The organism is Vibrio sp. 10N.286.49.C3, from assembly GCF_041469545.1.
GTDB classification, from domain to species: Bacteria; Pseudomonadota; Gammaproteobacteria; order Enterobacterales; family Vibrionaceae; genus Vibrio; species Vibrio tasmaniensis_A.
Genome location: NZ_JBFRKT010000032.1, coordinates 38,773 through 57,339 on the forward strand (window position 1 = coordinate 38,773; position 18,567 = coordinate 57,339).

The 18,567-nt window shown below is 43.2% G+C and carries 16 protein-coding genes; 5 read left to right on the top strand and 11 right to left on the bottom strand.

Going from position 1 to position 18,567, the window contains the following annotated elements; all coding sequences use genetic code 11:
* Window positions 1–154 precede the first annotated feature (154 nt).
* Window positions 155–418, bottom strand: a complete 264-nt coding sequence (locus tag AB4180_RS14725) for a GrxA family glutaredoxin (RefSeq protein WP_009847069.1) — start codon at window positions 416–418, stop codon at window positions 155–157.
* A 518-nt stretch (window positions 419–936) separates the two neighbouring features.
* Between AB4180_RS14725 and AB4180_RS14730 the strand changes: the two genes are divergently transcribed.
* Window positions 937–2,229, top strand: a complete 1,293-nt coding sequence (locus AB4180_RS14730; protein WP_017102661.1) for an iron-containing alcohol dehydrogenase — start codon at window positions 937–939, stop codon at window positions 2,227–2,229.
* Between the two features lie 135 nt (window positions 2,230–2,364).
* Here AB4180_RS14730 and AB4180_RS14735 read toward each other — a convergent pair whose 3' ends face one another.
* The 5 genes from AB4180_RS14735 to AB4180_RS14755 all read right to left on the bottom strand — a co-directional run bounded on the left by AB4180_RS14735 (window position 2,365) and on the right by AB4180_RS14755 (window position 7,923).
* Window positions 2,365–3,219 (bottom strand): MurR/RpiR family transcriptional regulator, encoded by an 855-nt coding sequence (locus AB4180_RS14735; RefSeq protein ID WP_004734686.1) that lies wholly within the window; start codon window positions 3,217–3,219, stop codon window positions 2,365–2,367.
* A gap of 359 nt (window positions 3,220–3,578) precedes the next feature.
* Complete coding sequence (panP, locus tag AB4180_RS14740; RefSeq protein WP_017101464.1) at window positions 3,579–5,222, bottom strand: pyridoxal-dependent aspartate 1-decarboxylase PanP; 1,644 nt, start codon at window positions 5,220–5,222, stop codon at window positions 3,579–3,581.
* A 118-nt stretch (window positions 5,223–5,340) separates the two neighbouring features.
* Window positions 5,341–5,868 carry a hypothetical protein gene (locus AB4180_RS14745; RefSeq protein WP_009847065.1) on the bottom strand — a complete coding sequence of 176 codons (528 nt, stop codon included), beginning with the start codon at window positions 5,866–5,868 and terminating at the stop codon, window positions 5,341–5,343.
* Between the two features lie 174 nt (window positions 5,869–6,042).
* Entirely contained in the window at window positions 6,043–6,948 is a 906-nt protein-coding gene (locus AB4180_RS14750) for a lysine exporter LysO family protein (protein WP_102249847.1), read from the bottom strand.
* Window positions 6,949–7,002: 54 nt separating this feature from the next.
* Entirely contained in the window at window positions 7,003–7,923 is a 921-nt protein-coding gene (locus AB4180_RS14755) for an HDOD domain-containing protein (RefSeq protein ID WP_017096721.1), read from the bottom strand.
* 355 nt (window positions 7,924–8,278) lie between these two features.
* Here AB4180_RS14755 and AB4180_RS14760 point away from each other — a divergent pair, with 355 nt between their 5' ends.
* Complete coding sequence (locus AB4180_RS14760) at window positions 8,279–8,860, top strand: TfoX/Sxy family DNA transformation protein (protein ID WP_009847061.1); 582 nt, start codon at window positions 8,279–8,281, stop codon at window positions 8,858–8,860.
* 125 nt (window positions 8,861–8,985) lie between these two features.
* Here AB4180_RS14760 and AB4180_RS14765 read toward each other — a convergent pair whose 3' ends face one another.
* The 3 genes from AB4180_RS14765 to AB4180_RS14775 all read right to left on the bottom strand — a co-directional run bounded on the left by AB4180_RS14765 (window position 8,986) and on the right by AB4180_RS14775 (window position 12,333).
* Window positions 8,986–9,540 (bottom strand): hypothetical protein, encoded by a 555-nt coding sequence (locus tag AB4180_RS14765; protein WP_009847060.1) that lies wholly within the window; start codon window positions 9,538–9,540, stop codon window positions 8,986–8,988.
* 359 nt (window positions 9,541–9,899) lie between these two features.
* Window positions 9,900–10,397 (bottom strand): response regulator, encoded by a 498-nt coding sequence (locus AB4180_RS14770; protein WP_017102662.1) that lies wholly within the window; start codon window positions 10,395–10,397, stop codon window positions 9,900–9,902.
* Entirely contained in the window at window positions 10,390–12,333 is a 1,944-nt protein-coding gene (locus tag AB4180_RS14775) for an ATP-binding protein (RefSeq protein ID WP_017102663.1), read from the bottom strand. The genes AB4180_RS14770 and AB4180_RS14775 overlap by 8 nt, the downstream gene beginning before the upstream one ends.
* A gap of 183 nt (window positions 12,334–12,516) precedes the next feature.
* Here AB4180_RS14775 and AB4180_RS14780 point away from each other — a divergent pair, with 183 nt between their 5' ends.
* The 3 genes from AB4180_RS14780 to AB4180_RS14790 all read left to right on the top strand — a co-directional run bounded on the left by AB4180_RS14780 (window position 12,517) and on the right by AB4180_RS14790 (window position 15,796).
* A complete protein-coding gene (locus AB4180_RS14780) occupies window positions 12,517–13,779 on the top strand; it encodes a DUF945 family protein (RefSeq protein ID WP_102249848.1) in 1,263 nt (420 codons plus the stop codon).
* Between the two features lie 163 nt (window positions 13,780–13,942).
* Window positions 13,943–15,037: a 3-phosphoserine/phosphohydroxythreonine transaminase gene (serC, locus tag AB4180_RS14785; RefSeq protein ID WP_009847056.1), complete on the top strand. Its 1,095-nt coding sequence runs from the start codon at window positions 13,943–13,945 to the stop codon at window positions 15,035–15,037.
* Between the two features lie 66 nt (window positions 15,038–15,103).
* Window positions 15,104–15,796, top strand: a complete 693-nt coding sequence (locus tag AB4180_RS14790; protein ID WP_102249849.1) for an MOSC domain-containing protein — start codon at window positions 15,104–15,106, stop codon at window positions 15,794–15,796.
* Between the two features lie 159 nt (window positions 15,797–15,955).
* Here AB4180_RS14790 and AB4180_RS14795 read toward each other — a convergent pair whose 3' ends face one another.
* On the bottom strand, window positions 15,956–16,672 hold the full coding sequence (locus AB4180_RS14795) for a 3'-5' exonuclease (RefSeq protein WP_012604226.1): 717 nt from the start codon (window positions 16,670–16,672) through the stop codon (window positions 15,956–15,958).
* 5 nt (window positions 16,673–16,677) lie between these two features.
* A complete protein-coding gene (locus AB4180_RS14800) occupies window positions 16,678–18,567 on the bottom strand; it encodes a DUF294 nucleotidyltransferase-like domain-containing protein (protein ID WP_009847053.1) in 1,890 nt (629 codons plus the stop codon).

Consider the following 18,567-nt stretch of genomic DNA (forward strand, 5'->3'; position numbering starts at 1 on the left):
TATTCGATATTGACCTTAATCTTACTTCGGTTGAAAAATTGTCATAAAAAAGCCCGCTACAATCAGCGGGCTCTATATCAATCATACAGTCTAACTATTTTAGTTATCAGCCGTTTAAGGCTTTAGCTTCGATTCTCGTATGAGAAATTCTAGATTAATCGAAAAGACCTAGGTTTTCTTTTGCGTATGCTTCAAATTCTGTGCAGCCGCCAATGTGATCTTGGTCGATGAAGATTTGTGGAACTGTGTCTACAGGTTTACCAACAGTCTTCTCTAGGTCAGCTTTGCTGATGCCTTCAGCGTGGATGTCAACGTAACGGTAGTTGAAGTCATCGCGTTTAGCTTTAAGAGTTTCAGCATGCTCTTTTGCACGAACACAGAATGGACAAGCAGGGCGACCAAAAATAACTACAAACATTTAATTTCTCCTAAATACGGGATGAGGCTCGTTAACTCATTTATGTTAACTATTCTTTTATGAATGCCACTCAAAATTTCTTAAAACCAACTATGCCTCAATGGCATGGGGAAATAAAGATGGAATTGCCTCTTAATACGATAGGTTTTGCCTATCAGCGCAAATATTAATCATAAAAGGCTAGAGTCTTGTTTATTGGCCACTGTCATCGTGAATTCCCCTCAGTATTAGTATGTGAATTACCCCTAAGATTGCAACTTTAGTCGATATTTAGTGCGACAAGTTGCACCTTGTCAAAAAAATCAAACGCAGAACGAGGCATCCTTTATCTAGGTATGGAACCATATTCTGTAAGCAGTCTGAAGTAATGATGTTTTAGTGCATTCGTATTTGGGGTGCCGGGATTGTGTTGTAAATACGAAAATCAAATTTCAAATTTCAAATGTGAAATCCAAGAGACCAATTTCCTAAAAACCAAGAGTTCGCAGTTTTGTTCGGTCATAGGCGCAGGAGGCACCATGTTTCAATTTATGACATCTACAAAGATCATCTTTGGTGATGGAGCACTCTCCGCTTCATTGTCTCTCTTTAATCAATACGGTTACAGCGTGCTATTGGTGACTGGCAATACATTAGAGCGCACTTCAATAGTCACTGACTATCTCGATGCACAGAGTTTGCGCTATCAACACATTGCCGTATCCGGTGAACCTAATATCAAAATGGTTGAGGAGGCTGCTATTTCTGCACGTCGATTTAAGCCAGATATGGTTGTCGCTATGGGGGGCGGTAGCGCCATCGATATGGGCAAAGCGTTAGCCGCGGTTTTACCTAACCAAGGTAGTTTGTATGACTATGTTGAAGTCGTTGGGCGTAATGTCCCTCTTAAAACCAAACCGCTTCCGTTCATTGCGATTCCAACCACAGCGAGTACAGGTGCAGAAGTCACTAAAAACGCGGTGCTGAAATCAGGGCAAGACCAAGTAAAAATCAGCCTTAGAAACCCAGACATGCTGGCTGACGTTGCGATTGTTGACCCAACCCTAACTCATGGTACGAATCTGTATTTATCGGGGCGAGGTGCTATGGACGCATTTACCCATCTAATGGAAGCCTATGTGTGCGGTGAACCGAACCCACTGACTGATATGATCTGTGAAGAAGGCTTACGTAAGCTGAGTGGTTCTGTCATTCAGGCGTGTATCTACGATGAACCTCAAGCGCGTTCTGATCTCGCGTTTTCCTCTATGTTAGGGGGAATAGCGATAACTAACGCCAAACTTGGCGCTGCGCATGGTTTGGCTTCTGCGCTAGGTGGCAAAATCTCGGCTCCTCATAGTGTGATAACTGCACGTTTAGCACCATTTGTGATGTTAGAGAACATAGCCGTCGCGAAAGAGCAGCAAAGAAGCGACATCCTAGCGCGTTATCAGCGAGTTTCTCAGATAGTGACAGATAACGTAGAAGCAACAGAAGAAGATGCGATTTCTTGGTTGTCTGAAGTGTTGGATACGCTCAAGCTTCCAACTTTACTGGAATTTGGTGTCTGTGAAGCCCAATTTGATGAGGTGTCTGCCGACGCGCTCAAGTCAGTGGCGATTAAAGGGAACCCTTTACCGCTGAACCAAGAACGGCTCGTACATATTCTGAAGAAGGTTTGCGAGAAGTGTGGTTGTGTAGAAGGGCATCATGAGGGAGCTTCAATGAATCAAATCGAGCAAGAGCCTGCCGCCGAGTCGAGCTTTACCATTATCAATTCTTATGCGTCCGAGAACAGCGTGGTTGAGAAGGGCAATAGCTGGACTATCTAACAGTCTTCAATCTGCTCTTGGCATAACCAGACACAGTATAACCAATCACAGCACAAACCCATTTAAACAGACAAATAAAAACGGAGCTCTAGGCTCCGTTTTTCAATTGAATTCTTAAGCTCACATCTTAACAGATTAGAACTGAGAGTACTTTTCGTAACGTGAATCACGAAGCGACTCTTTTACTCGTTTCAGGTTCTCTCGGAAGCCAGAACCACGACGAAGCGTAAAGCCTGTTGCTAACACATCGATAACCGTCATCTGAACAACACGACTTGCCATTGGCATGTAAACGTCAGTGTCTTCCGGTACATCCAATGAGATAGACAGAGAACTCGCTTTATCTAGCGGAGAGTCTTTTGCTGTGATAGCGATAACTGTCGCCCCGTTTTCACGAGCTAAGTTCGCAATCTCTACTTGGCTTTTAGTGCGGCCAGTGTGAGAGATCAGAACAATAACATCGTTATCACTGCAGTTAATGCAGCTCATGCGTTGCATCACGATGTCTTCGAAACAAGTGATTGGGATATTGAAACGAATGAATTTGTTTTGAGCATCTTTGGCTACAGCAGAAGAGGCACCCAGTCCGAAGAACGAAATGCGTTTTGCTTGTGTCAGTAAGTCAACCGCTCGGTTTACTTGCATCGCGTCTAAACTGTTTTTAGCAACATCTAGACAAGCCATAGTTGATTCAAAAATCTTATGCGTGTAAGCATCTGGGCCGTCATCTTCTTCAACATTACGGTTCACGTAAGGTGTACCGTTCGCCAAGCTTTGAGCTAGGTGAAGTTTAAAGTCAGGGAAGCCCTTTGTGTCTAAACGACGACAGAAGCGGTTAACTGTAGGCTCACTCACGTCAGCCATTTTAGCTAAGGTAGCAATGCTAGAATGAATTGCAGTTTGAGGGGAAGCCATGATTACTTCGGCTACCTTACGCTCAGACTTGCTGAAATTTTCCAGGTTTTTTTGTATTTTTTCTAATGTATTCATAGTGTTCACAAGGGTATAGAGAACAACTTGCTAGTTAATATCTTTTACCAGGGGGTATGGCTGAAACAAATATAAGAAAATACAAAACCAAACTTATATTCGGTATTGTAAATTCTACTGCATCAAATAGATATCAAGCTAACTAGCACCATAGAGTCAGTATAAACCCAAGATACTATTCACTAATACAAAAACACGGCATCAATGCTTAAGAATATGACAAACCTCAACAAAATTTTAGAAAACTACAGAATTGGAAGAGGATTAGAGCAAAAAGAATGCAAATTGAGTATGAACTGACAGCTAAGTTACATCAAAAAGAAAGAAATTTTCAATTTGATGCAACTAAAATTGAATGGCTAGGCGTTGATTAGCTTAACCAATTTGGTGATTTTACTCATCAAATTGGGTGCTAGTTTAGAGATTTCACGCTGTTCTTCAAGCACTGAAGAGAGAATATCGTTGCCCGTCAGTGGATTTGCTAATACTACACGGAAAACGATGATTGGCTGATGCGCCCATATTTCGGGGTTTAAGCGCGTTCGCGATACGAAAGACTTGCCCGTTTCACGTTGCTTCTTCTGAATAAACTTGGTCAGTTCATTCAGTAGCTCATTCAGTTCAACACGCTCTGGTGCTTTAGCCTTGAGTAGTGCTGCTTTGACTGATTCAGGCACATAGCGATAGGTCAGTAGGCAAAGCTCAGGCTCTGAAACCAGTTCGAAGTCGTTTTGATCTTTAATCAGGTCAGCAAAGTAGCGCGCTTTATTGATGCTCTGGTCGATTAGCAGTTCATACCCAGGGCGACTGATGATGTGCATTGAGGCGTAGACTAACATTGCCATGCCTGAACGAGAGCCTTCTAACGTATGGCTACCTAAGTCTTTTGAGCCTTTGCGAAGGATGTATTGAGCATGATGTTCGATTGCGGTCATCGCATCTGGCTTCTTAAACAAAACCATGCCAGCACCCATAGGGATATAAAGCTGTTTATGCGCATCAATCGTGACTGAATCAGCCAATTCAATACCATCAAGAAGGTGACGATGGTTGTTCGACATTAGAGTCGCACCTCCCCAAGCGGCATCAACATGGAAATGACAATCGGATTCAGCACATACTTCTGCAATGTCTCTTAGAGGGTCGATATTACCGGTTTCGGTTGTACCAGCCACACCAATGACAGCGAAAGGCTTTATCTTATTCTGCTTGAGCTGTTCAATCTTGAGTCTTAGGTCGTCCGTACAAATGCGGTTGTCGTTATCTGTTTTAACAGACACTAGACCTTCTTGACCAATACCAAGGACATCCGCTGCTTTTTTCAGAGAGTAGTGACCACGTTCAGAAACCAAGATAGCAAGGCCTTCGTAGCCGTAGTGCTTCATGGCTTTAAACAAGCCTTCTTTTTCCACACCTTTGAACGAACCTTGTGCTTTTAGCGCGTTGTTACGTGCAACCCAAAGCGCTGTTATGTTCGCGATGGTACCGCCAGAACAAAACGCTCCTAAAGAGTGGTTGGCACTGTGCATCCAGCGAGAATAAAACTGGTCGCTATCCTGATAAATCAGGCGATGTAACATACCCAGAACTTGACGTTCTAGGGGCGTGAAAGCTTTTGAGGTCTCGATTTTTACTAGATTCTGATTTAGCGCAATCATGATTTTAGACAGCGGCATCAGGAAATAGGGTAGCGCAGACGTCATGTGACCAATAAAACTTGGCGACGACGTATGAACCGAATGAGATACAAGAGAATCGAGGAGATGCTCGGTATGTTCTGAAACAAACTCAGGCTGCTCAGGGATATGAGCATTTGAAAAATCTTTCTCAATTTCACGCAGCGGCTTTTCTTCAGCCACAATGTGTTCACGTAAGAATTGATTCAGGTTTCGTGAAAGTTTGTCTTCGATTTGAGTGAGTGTTGAGTCTGGGCCTTCTGGTACTGTAAAGATACGTAGAAGACTGTCAAAGCTAACATCTGCTGTTTTTTGTTCCGTAACCATAGCAAGCGAGTTATTTTTCTTATATTGACGCGAGCGGGATAATCTAAACGAAAACGGGAACAATGTCCCGTCTTAATTATGAAATCCAACTTCCCATAAAAGCATAGTAAATTAAGGGTTATTTACACTTAATCGCTTCTAGTTTGGCGATCGACTGGTTGTAACGCTGCAGTGCTGTATCGATTTGCTTAGGGTGACTAAGCAGCTCAGCAAAGGCGGAACGTAGCTCGTAGTTTTGAGCGTGAGGTGTTGATTGGCGGTCGTCGAACGTTGTTTTCGCAATTCTACCAAGTTCATCATCACGTGTTGATAACGTCTTAATGTCGTGTTGTTCCAGTTGCAGCCAGCCTTCTACCGGTTGCTCTGTTGCCACTTTGCTTGAATCGTTCACAAGGTAGTAGTTTACCGCAGCGCGATTAAGCTCGAAGTGGTGCTTACGACCTTCTAGGAACCACTCGCTTACTTCTGTCAATTCTGGGTATTGCTCAGAAGTTAATGTCGCGAGGTCAGCATACCAACCTAAAGAGGCGTCGATGTACGCATCATATTTTTTTGCTTGGCACTGATTTGTCTCAGACATTGAATCTGCTGCAAAAGAGAAAGTCGAAGTTGAAGCTAGCAGTAATGCGACGCAAAGGCGTTTCATAGCGGTTCCTTTTGTAAGTTTATTCTTTTTATAACGTTGTCGTTACAGATTACCGTGATCATTATTTGTTGAGCAATGACACTTAGTGTCTTTTTATTTCGGTAACTGTATCGGTGTCTTGGGCATCGGTATTCGAGTTGCATTCTAATCTAAAACAAACGCTATTCCTGCGATCTAGTTAGCAAGAGATACAAAGAACAACATCAAAATCGGGACAAGCAAGCTGAGGATAAAGCCACTGACTATGGCGACTGGCACGCACCGAACGCCACCTGTGGTTTGAATGACAGGTAATGTGAAATCCATCGCTGTTGCGCCTGCATAACCAATCGATGTGCATGGGTAGCTTCGGATCAGCACAGGAATAAGTATTAAAGCAACTAACTCTCTTAACAGCTCAAGCATGAAAGAAGCGCCGCCATAAATAGGACCAAAGGCGTCGCCCATCAAGATACCGGCTAAAGAATACCAGCCAAACCCTGAAGACATTGCCAAGGCTCTGAACAAAGGAATATCAAGGATATAAGCCACAATAATACCACCAAGCATTGAGGTGGTGATGATTGCGATTGCGATTACCATACCGTGCTTGTTGAGTAAGATTTGACGAAGTGTTAGTCCGCTATTGCGTAACTGAATGCCAATAAAGAACAGTAGAACAAACAGAATCCATTCACTCGCGGTATCAACCCAATCAAGTCCAATAGGCAGAACTAAACCCGCAATAAGGCCGGAACCGACCACTAAGATGAGTTTGGCAGACTCCATCGCCATAGAAGACAGGGGGAGTTTCTTATTACAGCTGTCTGTCTGGAGTGGCAGTAACTTATCAATAGCAGGTAGCGCCATTAGATTACAAACGCTTAAGCAGACGAAGAAAGTGGCCGTGTATAGAAGAATTGTCTGCAGGTTACTGCCTAGGTTATCGAGTGCGGCTAAGCTAAGTCCCATTAACGCGAGAATCACGTAGATCAACCGCGAAGTAGAGCGGTTGATAAATTCTAGCGTCTGAGCGTTCGAAATTGAAAAAAGATACCCCACGACGAGTGGCGCAAATATAAAGATCATCCCTGTAAACATGCTTTCCCCATTGCATTGACTTCATATTGCATTTACTAGCAATTTAACAGTAACTTAGAAGCCGCTAGTATTGATCACGTCACTTAGCTTTGCATTAAAATCCTGTTTGCTCAAGTTGCTTAATTTATAAAGTACTTCCGCTCCTGTCACGTTTAGTTCTACTTCGTGCTCATCAATGTTCTCATCCTTGTTTCTAAACATCAGTAGGTGGTTAGCTATTCGCGCAATATCAAGGTAAGACACCTCGCGCTCTTCGTGATTATTAATGGTGTTGCTGCACACATCGATAAAGTCGCTGTCGAAACCCCAGCGTCTAAGGACCAACTTACTGGTTGCTGAACATTGGCCTTGGAATATTTGCAGTGCAATGTCGTGATCTAAATAGTTCCCGTTGTCTAGGTAGAGGTGATATTCACTAACCAAACAGAACAAGCCAATGTCTGCAAGTAACCCAACAAGTAGTGACTTTTCATGCTCTAGATAACGGTATTCGGTAGGGGATAGTTCTTTAAATAGGTTAGTGACTAACACCATAGTTGCGGCGAGTTCTTTTGATACAGAAGCGCTCTGAACCAATAGCTCGTTGCACTCTTTACTCAAATTGACGGAATGTTTAAGTTGTTCAATAGCCTGAGCTGTGACAATGTCACGTACTCTCAATATACCAAGACGCGATACGGCCGTCATAACATCGACACAAGTAATATTGCGTCTGTTGAAGACAACTGAGTTAGCAACTCTGATCACGATTGCTGTCAGCCCTGGGTCTTCAAGTAAGCACTCGGCAACTTCGGCGACGCCTGTTGGTTCAAGAGTACATAGCTTTTGAATTTTAAGTACAACCTCAGGAATCGGAGGAAGAGTTATTTTTCCCGCTGAGATGGAATGTCCAACAAGTTGGGCAAACTCGGATTCTAGGCCCTTAAGGAGAAGAGCTTTATTTTGTGGTAGCCAGAAAAATGATAAATGATTCATATTAAGAGTAAGAACATGTATGTCGTACCATTTTACAAGCCGCGATGCTGCGAGGCAATACTCATCGAACCACATAAGCTTTGATAACTTGAACGGGGGTATCACTAAGAATTAAATTCTTGGCGTGATTTGATAGTTTAATGTGATGTAAATCATTAAAAGCAAGGATATTCAACTGATTGATGTGAGCTGCGCCCTGACTTATTTTTCTTTTCGAAGTATCATTTATTTCAAAGGTGACAAACGAAACCATAATATTCACCTAAACATTAAATAGATTTAAAATTTTTCGCATAAAAAGCTGCTTGTCTGGCGATCAACCTAATCGGGGTAATTTGATTAAGGATCAACGGATATGACCGAGACAGCATTTATTAATTACGTGAATCAATTTGGTGAACATCAAAAGCGCTCTATGTTTGGAGGTATTGGCCTCTTTCAAAATGACGCTATGTTCGCTTTGTTGAGTGAAGATTGTGTATTCATTCGAGGTGGGAAGTTATTAGATAAAAAGCTGACGGGGCTTGATTGTGAAAAGTATCGTCACGTAAAAAAGCAGACGACAGCGACCGTGAATTACTACGACATCACGGATCTCTTTACGTCTGAGCATCCTGAATTGGATAGTATTATTCGTACTTCAATCGATAATTCAATTCAGCAGCGTAGCTTCAAAAAATCATCTGCTAGCCGTAGATTAAGGGACTTGCCTAACATGCAACTGACGTTAGAACGCATGGTTAAAAAGGCTGGAGTGGATGATGTTTCAATGTTTATGCAGTTGGGTGCATCTGAAGTGTTTAATAAGGTTCGCGAAGCGTACGGAAACGATGTTGACCTAAAATTACTTTGGAAGTTTGCGGGTGCAATTGATGGTATTCACTGGAAACTATTACAAGAGCCACGCAAGCAGCAATTATTAAAGAGCTGCCACTAAAGATATCGCCTGTATATGCATAAGATTACTGTTTATATATAAAAACCGAGGGATTTCCTCGGTTTTTTGTTTCTATCTAGCCCGTTTTAAAGGCTAAGCTCTTATTAAGAGCTTTCTCGTTTTACTTAAAGCTTGAAACGAGTCGTGAACATTAACTGATCACCGTAGAAATCATTGATACGAACTTCTGCACCTAGAGAGAATAGTTCTGTAGAGTGGAAACGAACGTAAGCAGAACCGATCCAATCATCTTTATCATCGATAGAAACGTAACCGCCTTTGCCGCCAACTTCTAGTTGTGGGCCAAGCCATTGACGAACACCAACGTTGAATTCCATACCAACATCAGGAGAGCTTTTCGCAGCTGGTTGAACTATACGAGCTAGCATTTCACCCGTTAGATCTGCCCAGTTGTTAATTGGAGCGTGGAAACCAAGACCTACAGCAGAGTCGTAATCGCCTTCAAATTCTGAATCGATACGCGCTACTGCGTGAGCATTCGGGTGGATTGACTTACTGAACGCACCACCAAATGTAATTGGGCTCGCACCGATACGAGCGTCAAAGTAATCGTAGCTAAAGTTGCTCATTACTTGTGCTTGTTCATTTGGTTGTCCATCGACAGCTAGTGCTTGGCTAGAAGCCAATAGCATAGCGGTAGTAAGTAGAATTTTGCGCATAACGACCGTAAACCTTTATTAGTGTTGATCCCTTTGGTTTGATAAAAAATAGCCAAACCATAAACATTGAGACAGTTTAATCTAACTCGCGGAAAAGTAACCCATAAAAATGCTATTCATTTGTCATTTAGCTAAAAAACAAGCAAGTAAAGTACTGCTCTGTTACAGAGATCTCATGTTTTAGGGTTATTTAGCAAAATCTAGTATCCATTCACTTGTTATCGATAACTATTAGATACACTTAATTTACTCGCTGTTATACAAAATACACTTAGTGTCAAAGATGCATCGCGACTAACTAATCGCTATTCATCATCTAATCACTATTCAGCAAACAACCTCTATTTACCAACCTATCGCTATTCACTGAAACTAGTTCGCTTGTCCGACATTGATGTCAGTATGCGCTCAGTATCTAAAATGGAAGTCCAGTTTAACAACTGCTTGTCGTTTGCAATGACATAGTCTGTCAGTTGTTGAGTAATCGTGTCTCTAAGTTGATCGCCTTGCCAAGGTTTTGAAATATAAAAATCAAGCGCCGCGTTGTTAATTGCTGTGACGGTATCTTCTAGCCCGGCTTGCCCGGTAAGCAGTAGTTTGCGTGTCGGCATTGTAGAATCGTGCTGGTTAAGTTCGATAAGAAAGTCGATCCCCGTTTTGTCAGGCATGATGTGGTCACACAAGATTAAGGCGAGCTTAATACCTTCCTGTCCCATTTCTTGAATGACTTGCTTAGCTTCATCGACCGATTCGGCACCTTCAACAATAAAGTTGTCTTCAAATGGTGCTAAATCTTGAAGGACACTATTGAGAACTTCAGGTTCATCATCGACACATAAAATTAGGTACTTATTCATGAGGTGCTCCTTCTTGTTTGAATGGAAGCCACACTTGCATGTGTGTATGGCTGCCTACCTCAGACTCCACCAAAATAAAACCTTGATGAGCCGAAACGATTTGTTGAGAAATGGATAACCCAATCCCTAAACCGAAATTGCCTTCTTTTTTGGTCGTGAAGTTTGGGTTGAAAATAGTGTTGATGTCTTCTTTGGCGATACCGTGTCCAGTGTCCGATATTTGCACTACAAGAAACGTGTCGTCACCTTTAGTTTCTTGAGACGTGGTGATAGAGACTTTGCCTCGCTCTGAAAGAGCATCAAGTGCATTAGAGAGAAGGTTGGTCCACACTTGTTGCAGCGAGAGCGACTGGCACAATAGAAGCGGCAAGTCGGTGTCGTAGTGTTTTTCAAGTTGGTGATGTTTGAGCCTGTTTTCAAAGATCACTAACGTATCTTCAAGCCCTTCGTGGATATCTGCGTAGTGGCGAACCTCTTCATCTTCTCGGGCATAGCTTTTTAGGCTTTTAACCATATCGGCAATACGCTTGCTGCATACTTGAATTGAGCGGATAGAGTTTCCAACATAGTGATAATGCTCTAAGTCATTAAGTAGCTCTTTGCCTGCGACTGGGGAGCCTTTTAAGGTATCTAGAACCGCAGAGTCTTGGCTCAGGTTCAGTCTTACGGCTTTTTTAGCTAGCGCGCGGTCATCGATAGTAGAGGTGAGGTGTTTTACAAGTTGTCTTTCTTGAGCTGTTGATAGTGGCTTCGCCATTTTTGACTGTGCTAATACATCCGTCCCTTTATTGGATTCTGGGAGTGCCGAGTTCTCGAGTATTTGATCGAGATGTTCAGACAAGGTTTCAATGCTTCGCAAGATCGCTGCAATCGGGTTGTTCAACTCATGTGCAACACCCGCCACGAGTTGGCCGAGCATCGCCATCTTCTCTTTCTCTATCAATTGTTGATGTGCAGATTCCAACGATTCTAGCGTTTGCTGAAGCTGGATCTTATTGTTGATGCTTCTTTGTAATCGTCGGTTAAAGTGACGGAGTAGTAGATTGGTAAACAGCGGCAGCAGAGTGTTGTTTGAATGCATCACCTGAGCAAAGCTATCTTTATCCAGTTTGATGACTTGGGTCTGAGTCAGAGTAATCGCAGTAGAGAACGAAGGCTCACCCGTCACGAATGACATCCCTCCGACAATATTGCCCTTAGAGTGACGCACAACTTCGCGTTGCTGCCCCAGTTCATCTTTTTTATAGAGCGCCGCTTCACCTTCAATAATTAACCAAAGAAAGCGATTATCTTCGCCCTCAACCGTCAGCAGATGCTCTGGTGAATAATCACGAATGGCCTTGGTTTTATCATCTTTTGAAAAGACATCCTGCAGAGCACTGACGACACGCTCAGCAAGGGCATTGTCAGAAAGCTGGTGGTAATCGTGAATGAAACCCGATTGGAAAGAGTGAATCTTTTGTTCAATGTGCGCTCTGAGTAAGCGCTGTTGATCCAATGCATCGCTGTAAGAGAGCAGGTTTTCTGAGTCGTATTGGATGACAAAAGACGTTAGCTCTTTTTGCGCTGATTTGAATAGAACCTGATCTTGAACTGGCTTGGTTAGACAGTGGTTGAGCCTGCCTTCATTTACAGCGGTTAGAATGGATTGAATGTCTGACGAAGCGCTGACTAATATCGTTCTTGCGGTATTACTATGGGGCAGCTGTTCGAGTTCAATCAGAAATTGCACGCCATTAAATTCAGAATGATGATGAGTGATCACCAAGGCTACGGTTTGGTTGTGATCATGAATATCTTCTAATGCGTGATGCGCGTCTTCTATGTTCTCGGCAGTATAAATATCGAATACAGAAGCCAACGGAGCCAACTCCGAACGTATTCTTTCAATGCTAACCGGATTATTGTCCAAACAGATAACAGCGTATTGATTCACAGCTCAACCTTAATAGTAGCGACGTCTCTAGCCTAGCAAGAACCGCCGAATAAGGATGAGAGCTAGCCGTTAATTTATTGAGGCAATCGAAGTATTGAGCAATAGACTGATTTAACTCAATGTTTCTTGTTTGCTACTGATGGGTTAGACTAAAAAAAACAGACACGTGTAGAAAGAGAACTCATGGAACAGTTAAGAAAAATTGGTGCAATTGGCGGCGCAATCTCATTGGCACTTTGTTGGCCACTAGCGGTTGGCCAAATTGGACAAAATGCCATTACCGATGGTGTTGCAAAGCTTAACAATTCAAGCATTCAAGCGGAGATCGTGGAGTACGATAGAGGTTACCTGTCTTCTAACGTAACTACTCGCCTAACTGTGACCGATGAAAACCTGAAAGAACAACTCGCGATTGATGGGCTGCCGAGTGAGTTTGTCATCAATAGTGCGGTTAGCCACGGTTTGGTGAGCCTGAATGCACTGTCGACGTTTGATAATACTGATATTCTGCCTCTAACTCTGACAACTAGCACTGAGCTAAACGGCAACACTGACTTTAACTTCGAGTTAAGCCAGTTCAATCATCAAGGTTCTGATGAGAATGGTACTTCGGTATCAATCACGAAATCGAATCTGTCTGGCCATGCCACTGTTTTAGGGCAAGTTGATTACGAGCTTTCAATCCCTTCAGTTCAAATTGATTTTGAAACCGGTGAAGAGGTAACACTGTCAAACCTAAAAGGTGTAGGTTCAGGTCAACAAGCGAAAGGCTACTGGTTAGGTTCTCAGAATTTTACTATCGATAGCTTCTTGGTTACAGACTCTGCAATGCAGCCTTTCATGACCATTGAAAACTCTAAGTACGATTTTGAATCACATCTAGATGAAGCGACTAAGCGTCTGCGCAGCAACCTTAAGCTGGATATCGCAAACATCGAGACCAGTGAAGGCCAGTTGAACAACCTAAACGTCGATTTCGAAATGTCGAAATTGGATAGCGAATCGTTTGAGAAAATCTTTGAGATTTACCAATCTAATCCAGTAATGACGCAAGAAGACGTTGCCGAGATCATTCCATTTATCGATATCCTGTTTGCTAAAGGCTTCGACCTTTCAATGAACAATATGTCGTTAGATCTAGGTAAGGGTCAATTCGAATCTAAGTGGTTAGTGAGCGTACCGGAAGGAACCGAAAACATCAGCAGTAATCCTTCGATGATTGTACCTGCATTAAAGGGTAACGTTCACTCTAGCTTCTCAAATGAGCTTGTTGAAGAGTACCCATTCATCCGTGAAGGTATTGATGAATTGCTTGTGATGGAAATGATCAAGGAAACAGAAAGTGGTTATGAAATCAGCGCTGACTTAGAAAATGGAAACCTAGTGTTCGAAAATGGACAAGAAATTCCATTAATCGCTCTACTTATGCCGGTTTTTGTTCAATAAACAGAACAGGCTTGAATACTGATAGGGTGATTTAGCAGGTTCAGCTTAAACATTTTATACGGTACAAAACAAAAGAGGTCTTAAGACCTCTTTTGTTGTTTTTATGTTGGGTAAAACATGGTATTACTTGCATAGTTATTATTTAGCAGGAGCAATCATCCCCATGGAACTTACATTAGATAACGTATTCAACTTCAGTGCTGGCCCAGCTGCACTGCCTAAACCGGTAATGAAACAAGCGCAGGCGGACTTTATTGATTGGAATGGTTTAGGGACTTCCGTGATGGAAATCAGCCATCGCAGCAAGGAATTTATTCAAGTTGCTGACGAGTCCGAACAGGACCTACGTGATCTTCTGAACATCCCAGACAACTACAAAGTTCTTTTCTGTCAGGGGGGCGCTCGTGCTCAATTCGCTGCTGTTCCTCTAAACCTTTTAGGTGACGCGACGAAAGCGACTTACATTGATGCGGGTTACTGGGCAGAAAGTGCAGTGACTGAAGCGAGCAAATATTGCGAAATCGATGTATTCAACGCCAAGACGTCAATTGATGGCAAAGCAGCGGTTGTTCCAGCTAAAGATTGGAAAATCGACCCGGAAGCGGCGTATGTACATTTCTGTCCAAATGAGACCATCGATGGTATTGAAATCAGTGAGCTTCCTCAAACGGATAAGCCAATCGTAGCGGATATGTCATCTAACATTCTGTCTCGTAAGATCGATGTGTCTCAGTACGGTGTTATCTACGCTGGCGCTCAAAAGAATATAGGCCCTGCTGGTATTTGCATTGCTATCGTGCGTGATGATCTGCTAGAGCTAGCAAACGACGTATTGCCGAGCATTCTTAACTACAAAGTACTTGCTGAAAAAGACTCAATGTTCAACACACCGCCAACGTATGCTTGGTACCTATCAGGCCTCGTATTCAAGTGGTTGAAAGCTCAAGGTGGTGTTGAAGCGATGGAATTAGTGAACAAAGAGAAAGCTGCGCTGCTTTATAATGCGATTGATAGCTCAGCTTTCTACAGAAACGATGTTCATACAGTAAACCGTTCAAGAATGAACGTGCCATTCCAATTAGCGAAACCAGAGCTAGATGCTAAGTTTTTAGAGTTGGCTGATGCTGCTGGTCTGAAATCACTAAAAGGCCACAGAGCGGTAGGTGGGATGCGAGCATCACTTTACAACGCGATGTCTCTGGAAGGCGTGCAAGTATTAGTCAGCTTCATGAAAGACTTTGAAGAGAAATACGCTTAATTAAGGCGTATTTCACAATAAGAGGAGCGAAAGCTCCTCTTTTTTTACTTGCTGAAAAGGAAGGGTATGAAGAAGTTAGGTACAGTAAACAGTGTTTTGGGCGGTAAGGTTGTTGCTTTTGCTCACGGTACACAGAGTGCTATCAATAAGCAGGTTTTATCTGAGCGCCAATACGCCACTGAGCTTGGATTTATTAACGATGAGCAAGGCGACCCTCGCTTTCATGGCGGTATTCAGAAAGCCCTTCATATTTATCCAAGTGAGCACTATCCGGTTTGGCAGCAAGAACTGGGCGACAAAGACATCTTCCAATCTGCAGGCGCATTTGGCGAGAACCTGAGCTCAAGCGGGATCACGGAACAATCCATTTGCTTGAAAGATAAGGTTCGCATCGGATCTACTTTATTGGAAGTCTCACAGGGGCGCATGCCTTGTTGGAAGCTCAATGTACGATTCGATCAAAATGATATGGCAAGAAGGCTACAAGATACCCTTCGAACTGGCTGGTACTTCCGTGTTTTGGAAGAGGGTGATATCGGCTCCGGTGACGAGATTACCCTGTGTGAAAGACCTTACCCAGAATGGCCGTTAAGCCGGGTTATGGGGGCGGTGTTCACGGGTTGTTTGGATAAACAAGAGCTTAGAGAATTGGCGGAGCTGCCTTTAGTGGAATCTTGGGGCACGCTTGTAGAACGTCGACTTGAAACTGGCGAAGTTGAAGATTGGGAAATGAGATTGGTTGGCCCGACAGCCGAGTAGACTTTCTCTTCAGGCGCAAAAAAAAATCATGCGAAAAAGAAAAACGCTCACAATCTAGATGATGTGAGCGTTTTTAATTTTGAAGTGTGCACTATTAACTATTAGTCAGTAGCTAACAGTTAAATCGCTTTATACGCGTTTAAATGGTGTTTAATTTAGCTATAACCAGAAATCTTTAACAGGCATATCAGGGCTAAAATGGTGCGCAATCTGTGCTTGTAGAAGCTCCGCTGTCGCAATCGCATCAGTTAACGCATGATGCGGAGTATAGTCAGGCAAGTGGTATCTACGACGGCTCTGACCAAGCCTTACTGACGCAGGCTTCTTACCTTTTAGCTTATTCCATAGACCGCCGGCCAGTTTGTTTTGGATTTGAGATTCAATCTCGAGCGTGTCGAGGACTGGAAACTCAATTCCTTCACCTAATCTGACCTTCAACGCGTTATCCAAGAAATCACGCTCGATGCGGCGATAATGAACGACTGGGATATGGCCGCCCATTGACTCTAAGATCTCATCTAATACTTCACTTAAGTCTGGCGCATCAATGATGTCGTTGTGAGTGATGCCATGGATAACAACCGAGTCTTCTTCCAATTTCTGCTTTGGTCTCAGGGTCCAGTGCTTGGCTTGTCTTAGGTAGATTCGATTTAGCGTAAACGGAACTAGACCAATGGTAATGATGCCATCTTTGTTTGGGTTTAAACCCGTTGTCTCAAAGTCGACAGCTAAGAAAGTCACTTCTGATAATGGCGTATCAGGTGCAGGAAGAGGCTGGCTATAAAATTGCTTTAAGCGCTCGTCTCTCGCTCGTTCCAATTTCTGAGCAAACTTAAATGGCCAATCGACTGCAGGTGATCTGAATAGTTTGTTCATAGCGCCTACTTAAACTTATTGCTGGCTTGATAACGGAACTTAAGAAAGTTCTGTGCATTGCTTAATATTTGGAATGCATCCTTTAGATTACGTCGCTCGAAGTCAGACAAGTTCTCTGGCTCAATGTTGTTATCAGGCTCAATGTTGTTGTCGACATCGTGGGCTTGGTGGCGAATACGAACTAAAGAGATGAATTCCATCGCATCTTTCAAGTCTTGAGCTCGACCTTTTGGCAAAATACCTGCGTCGATAATGTCGTCTAAACGTTCGAATGAGTTCTTAGAGCGAGATGCGACTGCTAAAGAGTGAACGCGGATTAGATCGGCAAGTGGTGCGGTACCACGACGTTTAAGGTTGATCGAGTTGTTATGACGACCATCTTTCTCCATTACGAAATCTTTAAAGAAACCCAGAGGCGGTGTTCGGTTGAGTGCGTTGCGAGCAAGACACGCCAAGAAACGGTTGTTCTTACGCGCACGTCTTACAATAAAGCTATTTAACTGTTCTGCCCATTTTAAGCGGCCATAAACACCATCTAAATCAAAGAAGATAGAGGCGTTCAGTAGTGCTTTCGGGTTTGGATCATCAATCCAATCAGCGAAGCATTCTTCCCATTGTCGACGTGTCATACGCCAAGTTGGGTTAGTGGCCATGATGTCACCGGTACAGTACACATAGCCACATTGGTCTAAGCCATCACAAATGAAGGTCGACAGCTCTTCAAAGTACTTACCGTGCTTTTTCTCATCGTAGGTATCATCAAGAATAATGGCGTTATCTTGGTCAGTAACGAGCAGCTGCTCATCACGCCCCATCGAGCCGAGCGCGAGGAAACAATAAGGGATCGGCGCTTTACCGAGTTTATCTTCGGCTAGTTCAATAATTCGTTGTTTAAAGCTACGGCCAATTACCGACATTGCGGTACCCACCATGTGGGCGTTGGCGTCTTCGTTAACCAAGCGCACAAAGCTGTCTTTTACTTGCTCAGAAAGGACTTTAAGATCTTCGATGCTTTGCTGTTGGAAGATGCTGCTTACCAATAACAGCGAGTTTTGAGATTCGTAACGTACAATATCGGTCGCTTCAATAATACCAATAGGCTTCTTATCTTTTAGTACTGGTAGGTGATGCACGTTGTAGCGAAGCATGGTCATCATGGCTTCGTAGACATAGGCATTATGATCGAGCGAGATAACCTCTGCTGTCATTACACTTGATACTTCATCCGATGGATCGAGTCCTTCTGCTAAAACTCGGGTACACAGATCACGGTCGGTAATGATGCCAATAACGGGCGTCGAATCGTCTTCATCATCTTCAACAATATCCGGGTCGATGATCAGCAAAGATGAAACATTATCTTGTGCCATCATGGTAGCAGCTTGTTGGATGGTTCGTGTTTTTTCGATCATTGGCGCTTCGCTAGTCAGCAGCGTCTTTACCTTTGACGTGGTTAGATCGTTAGCGTCGTTGCTGTCTGAGTTAGCCTGACGCAGTCGCGCATTATCTTCTACTTCGACAAAGTCAGCGAATGAATCATAGTTGTCGTAGAGTTCTTGGAAAATAGGTTCAGGGATACAGTAGAGTAGGGTGTCTTCTGTTGCTTTTACCGGGAAGCGAACTTTATTGTTGGTGAGTAGCCCCATTTGGCCAAATAAGTGTCCCTCATCCAGCCGGTTATAGAGCTCACCTTTACGACGATAGACTTCTACTTCGCCGCTTCGAACAATGTAAAGGTCGTTAATCTGATCACCAAAGTGAATGATAGGGGTATCTTGGCGGTAATAAGAAATTTCGACGCTACTGGTCACTTTCGCCAACATCTCCTCTGGGAGTTCTGTGAAAGGGGGGTATTGTGCCAGAAAGTTTTGAATCTCTAATAACTCAGCATCCAT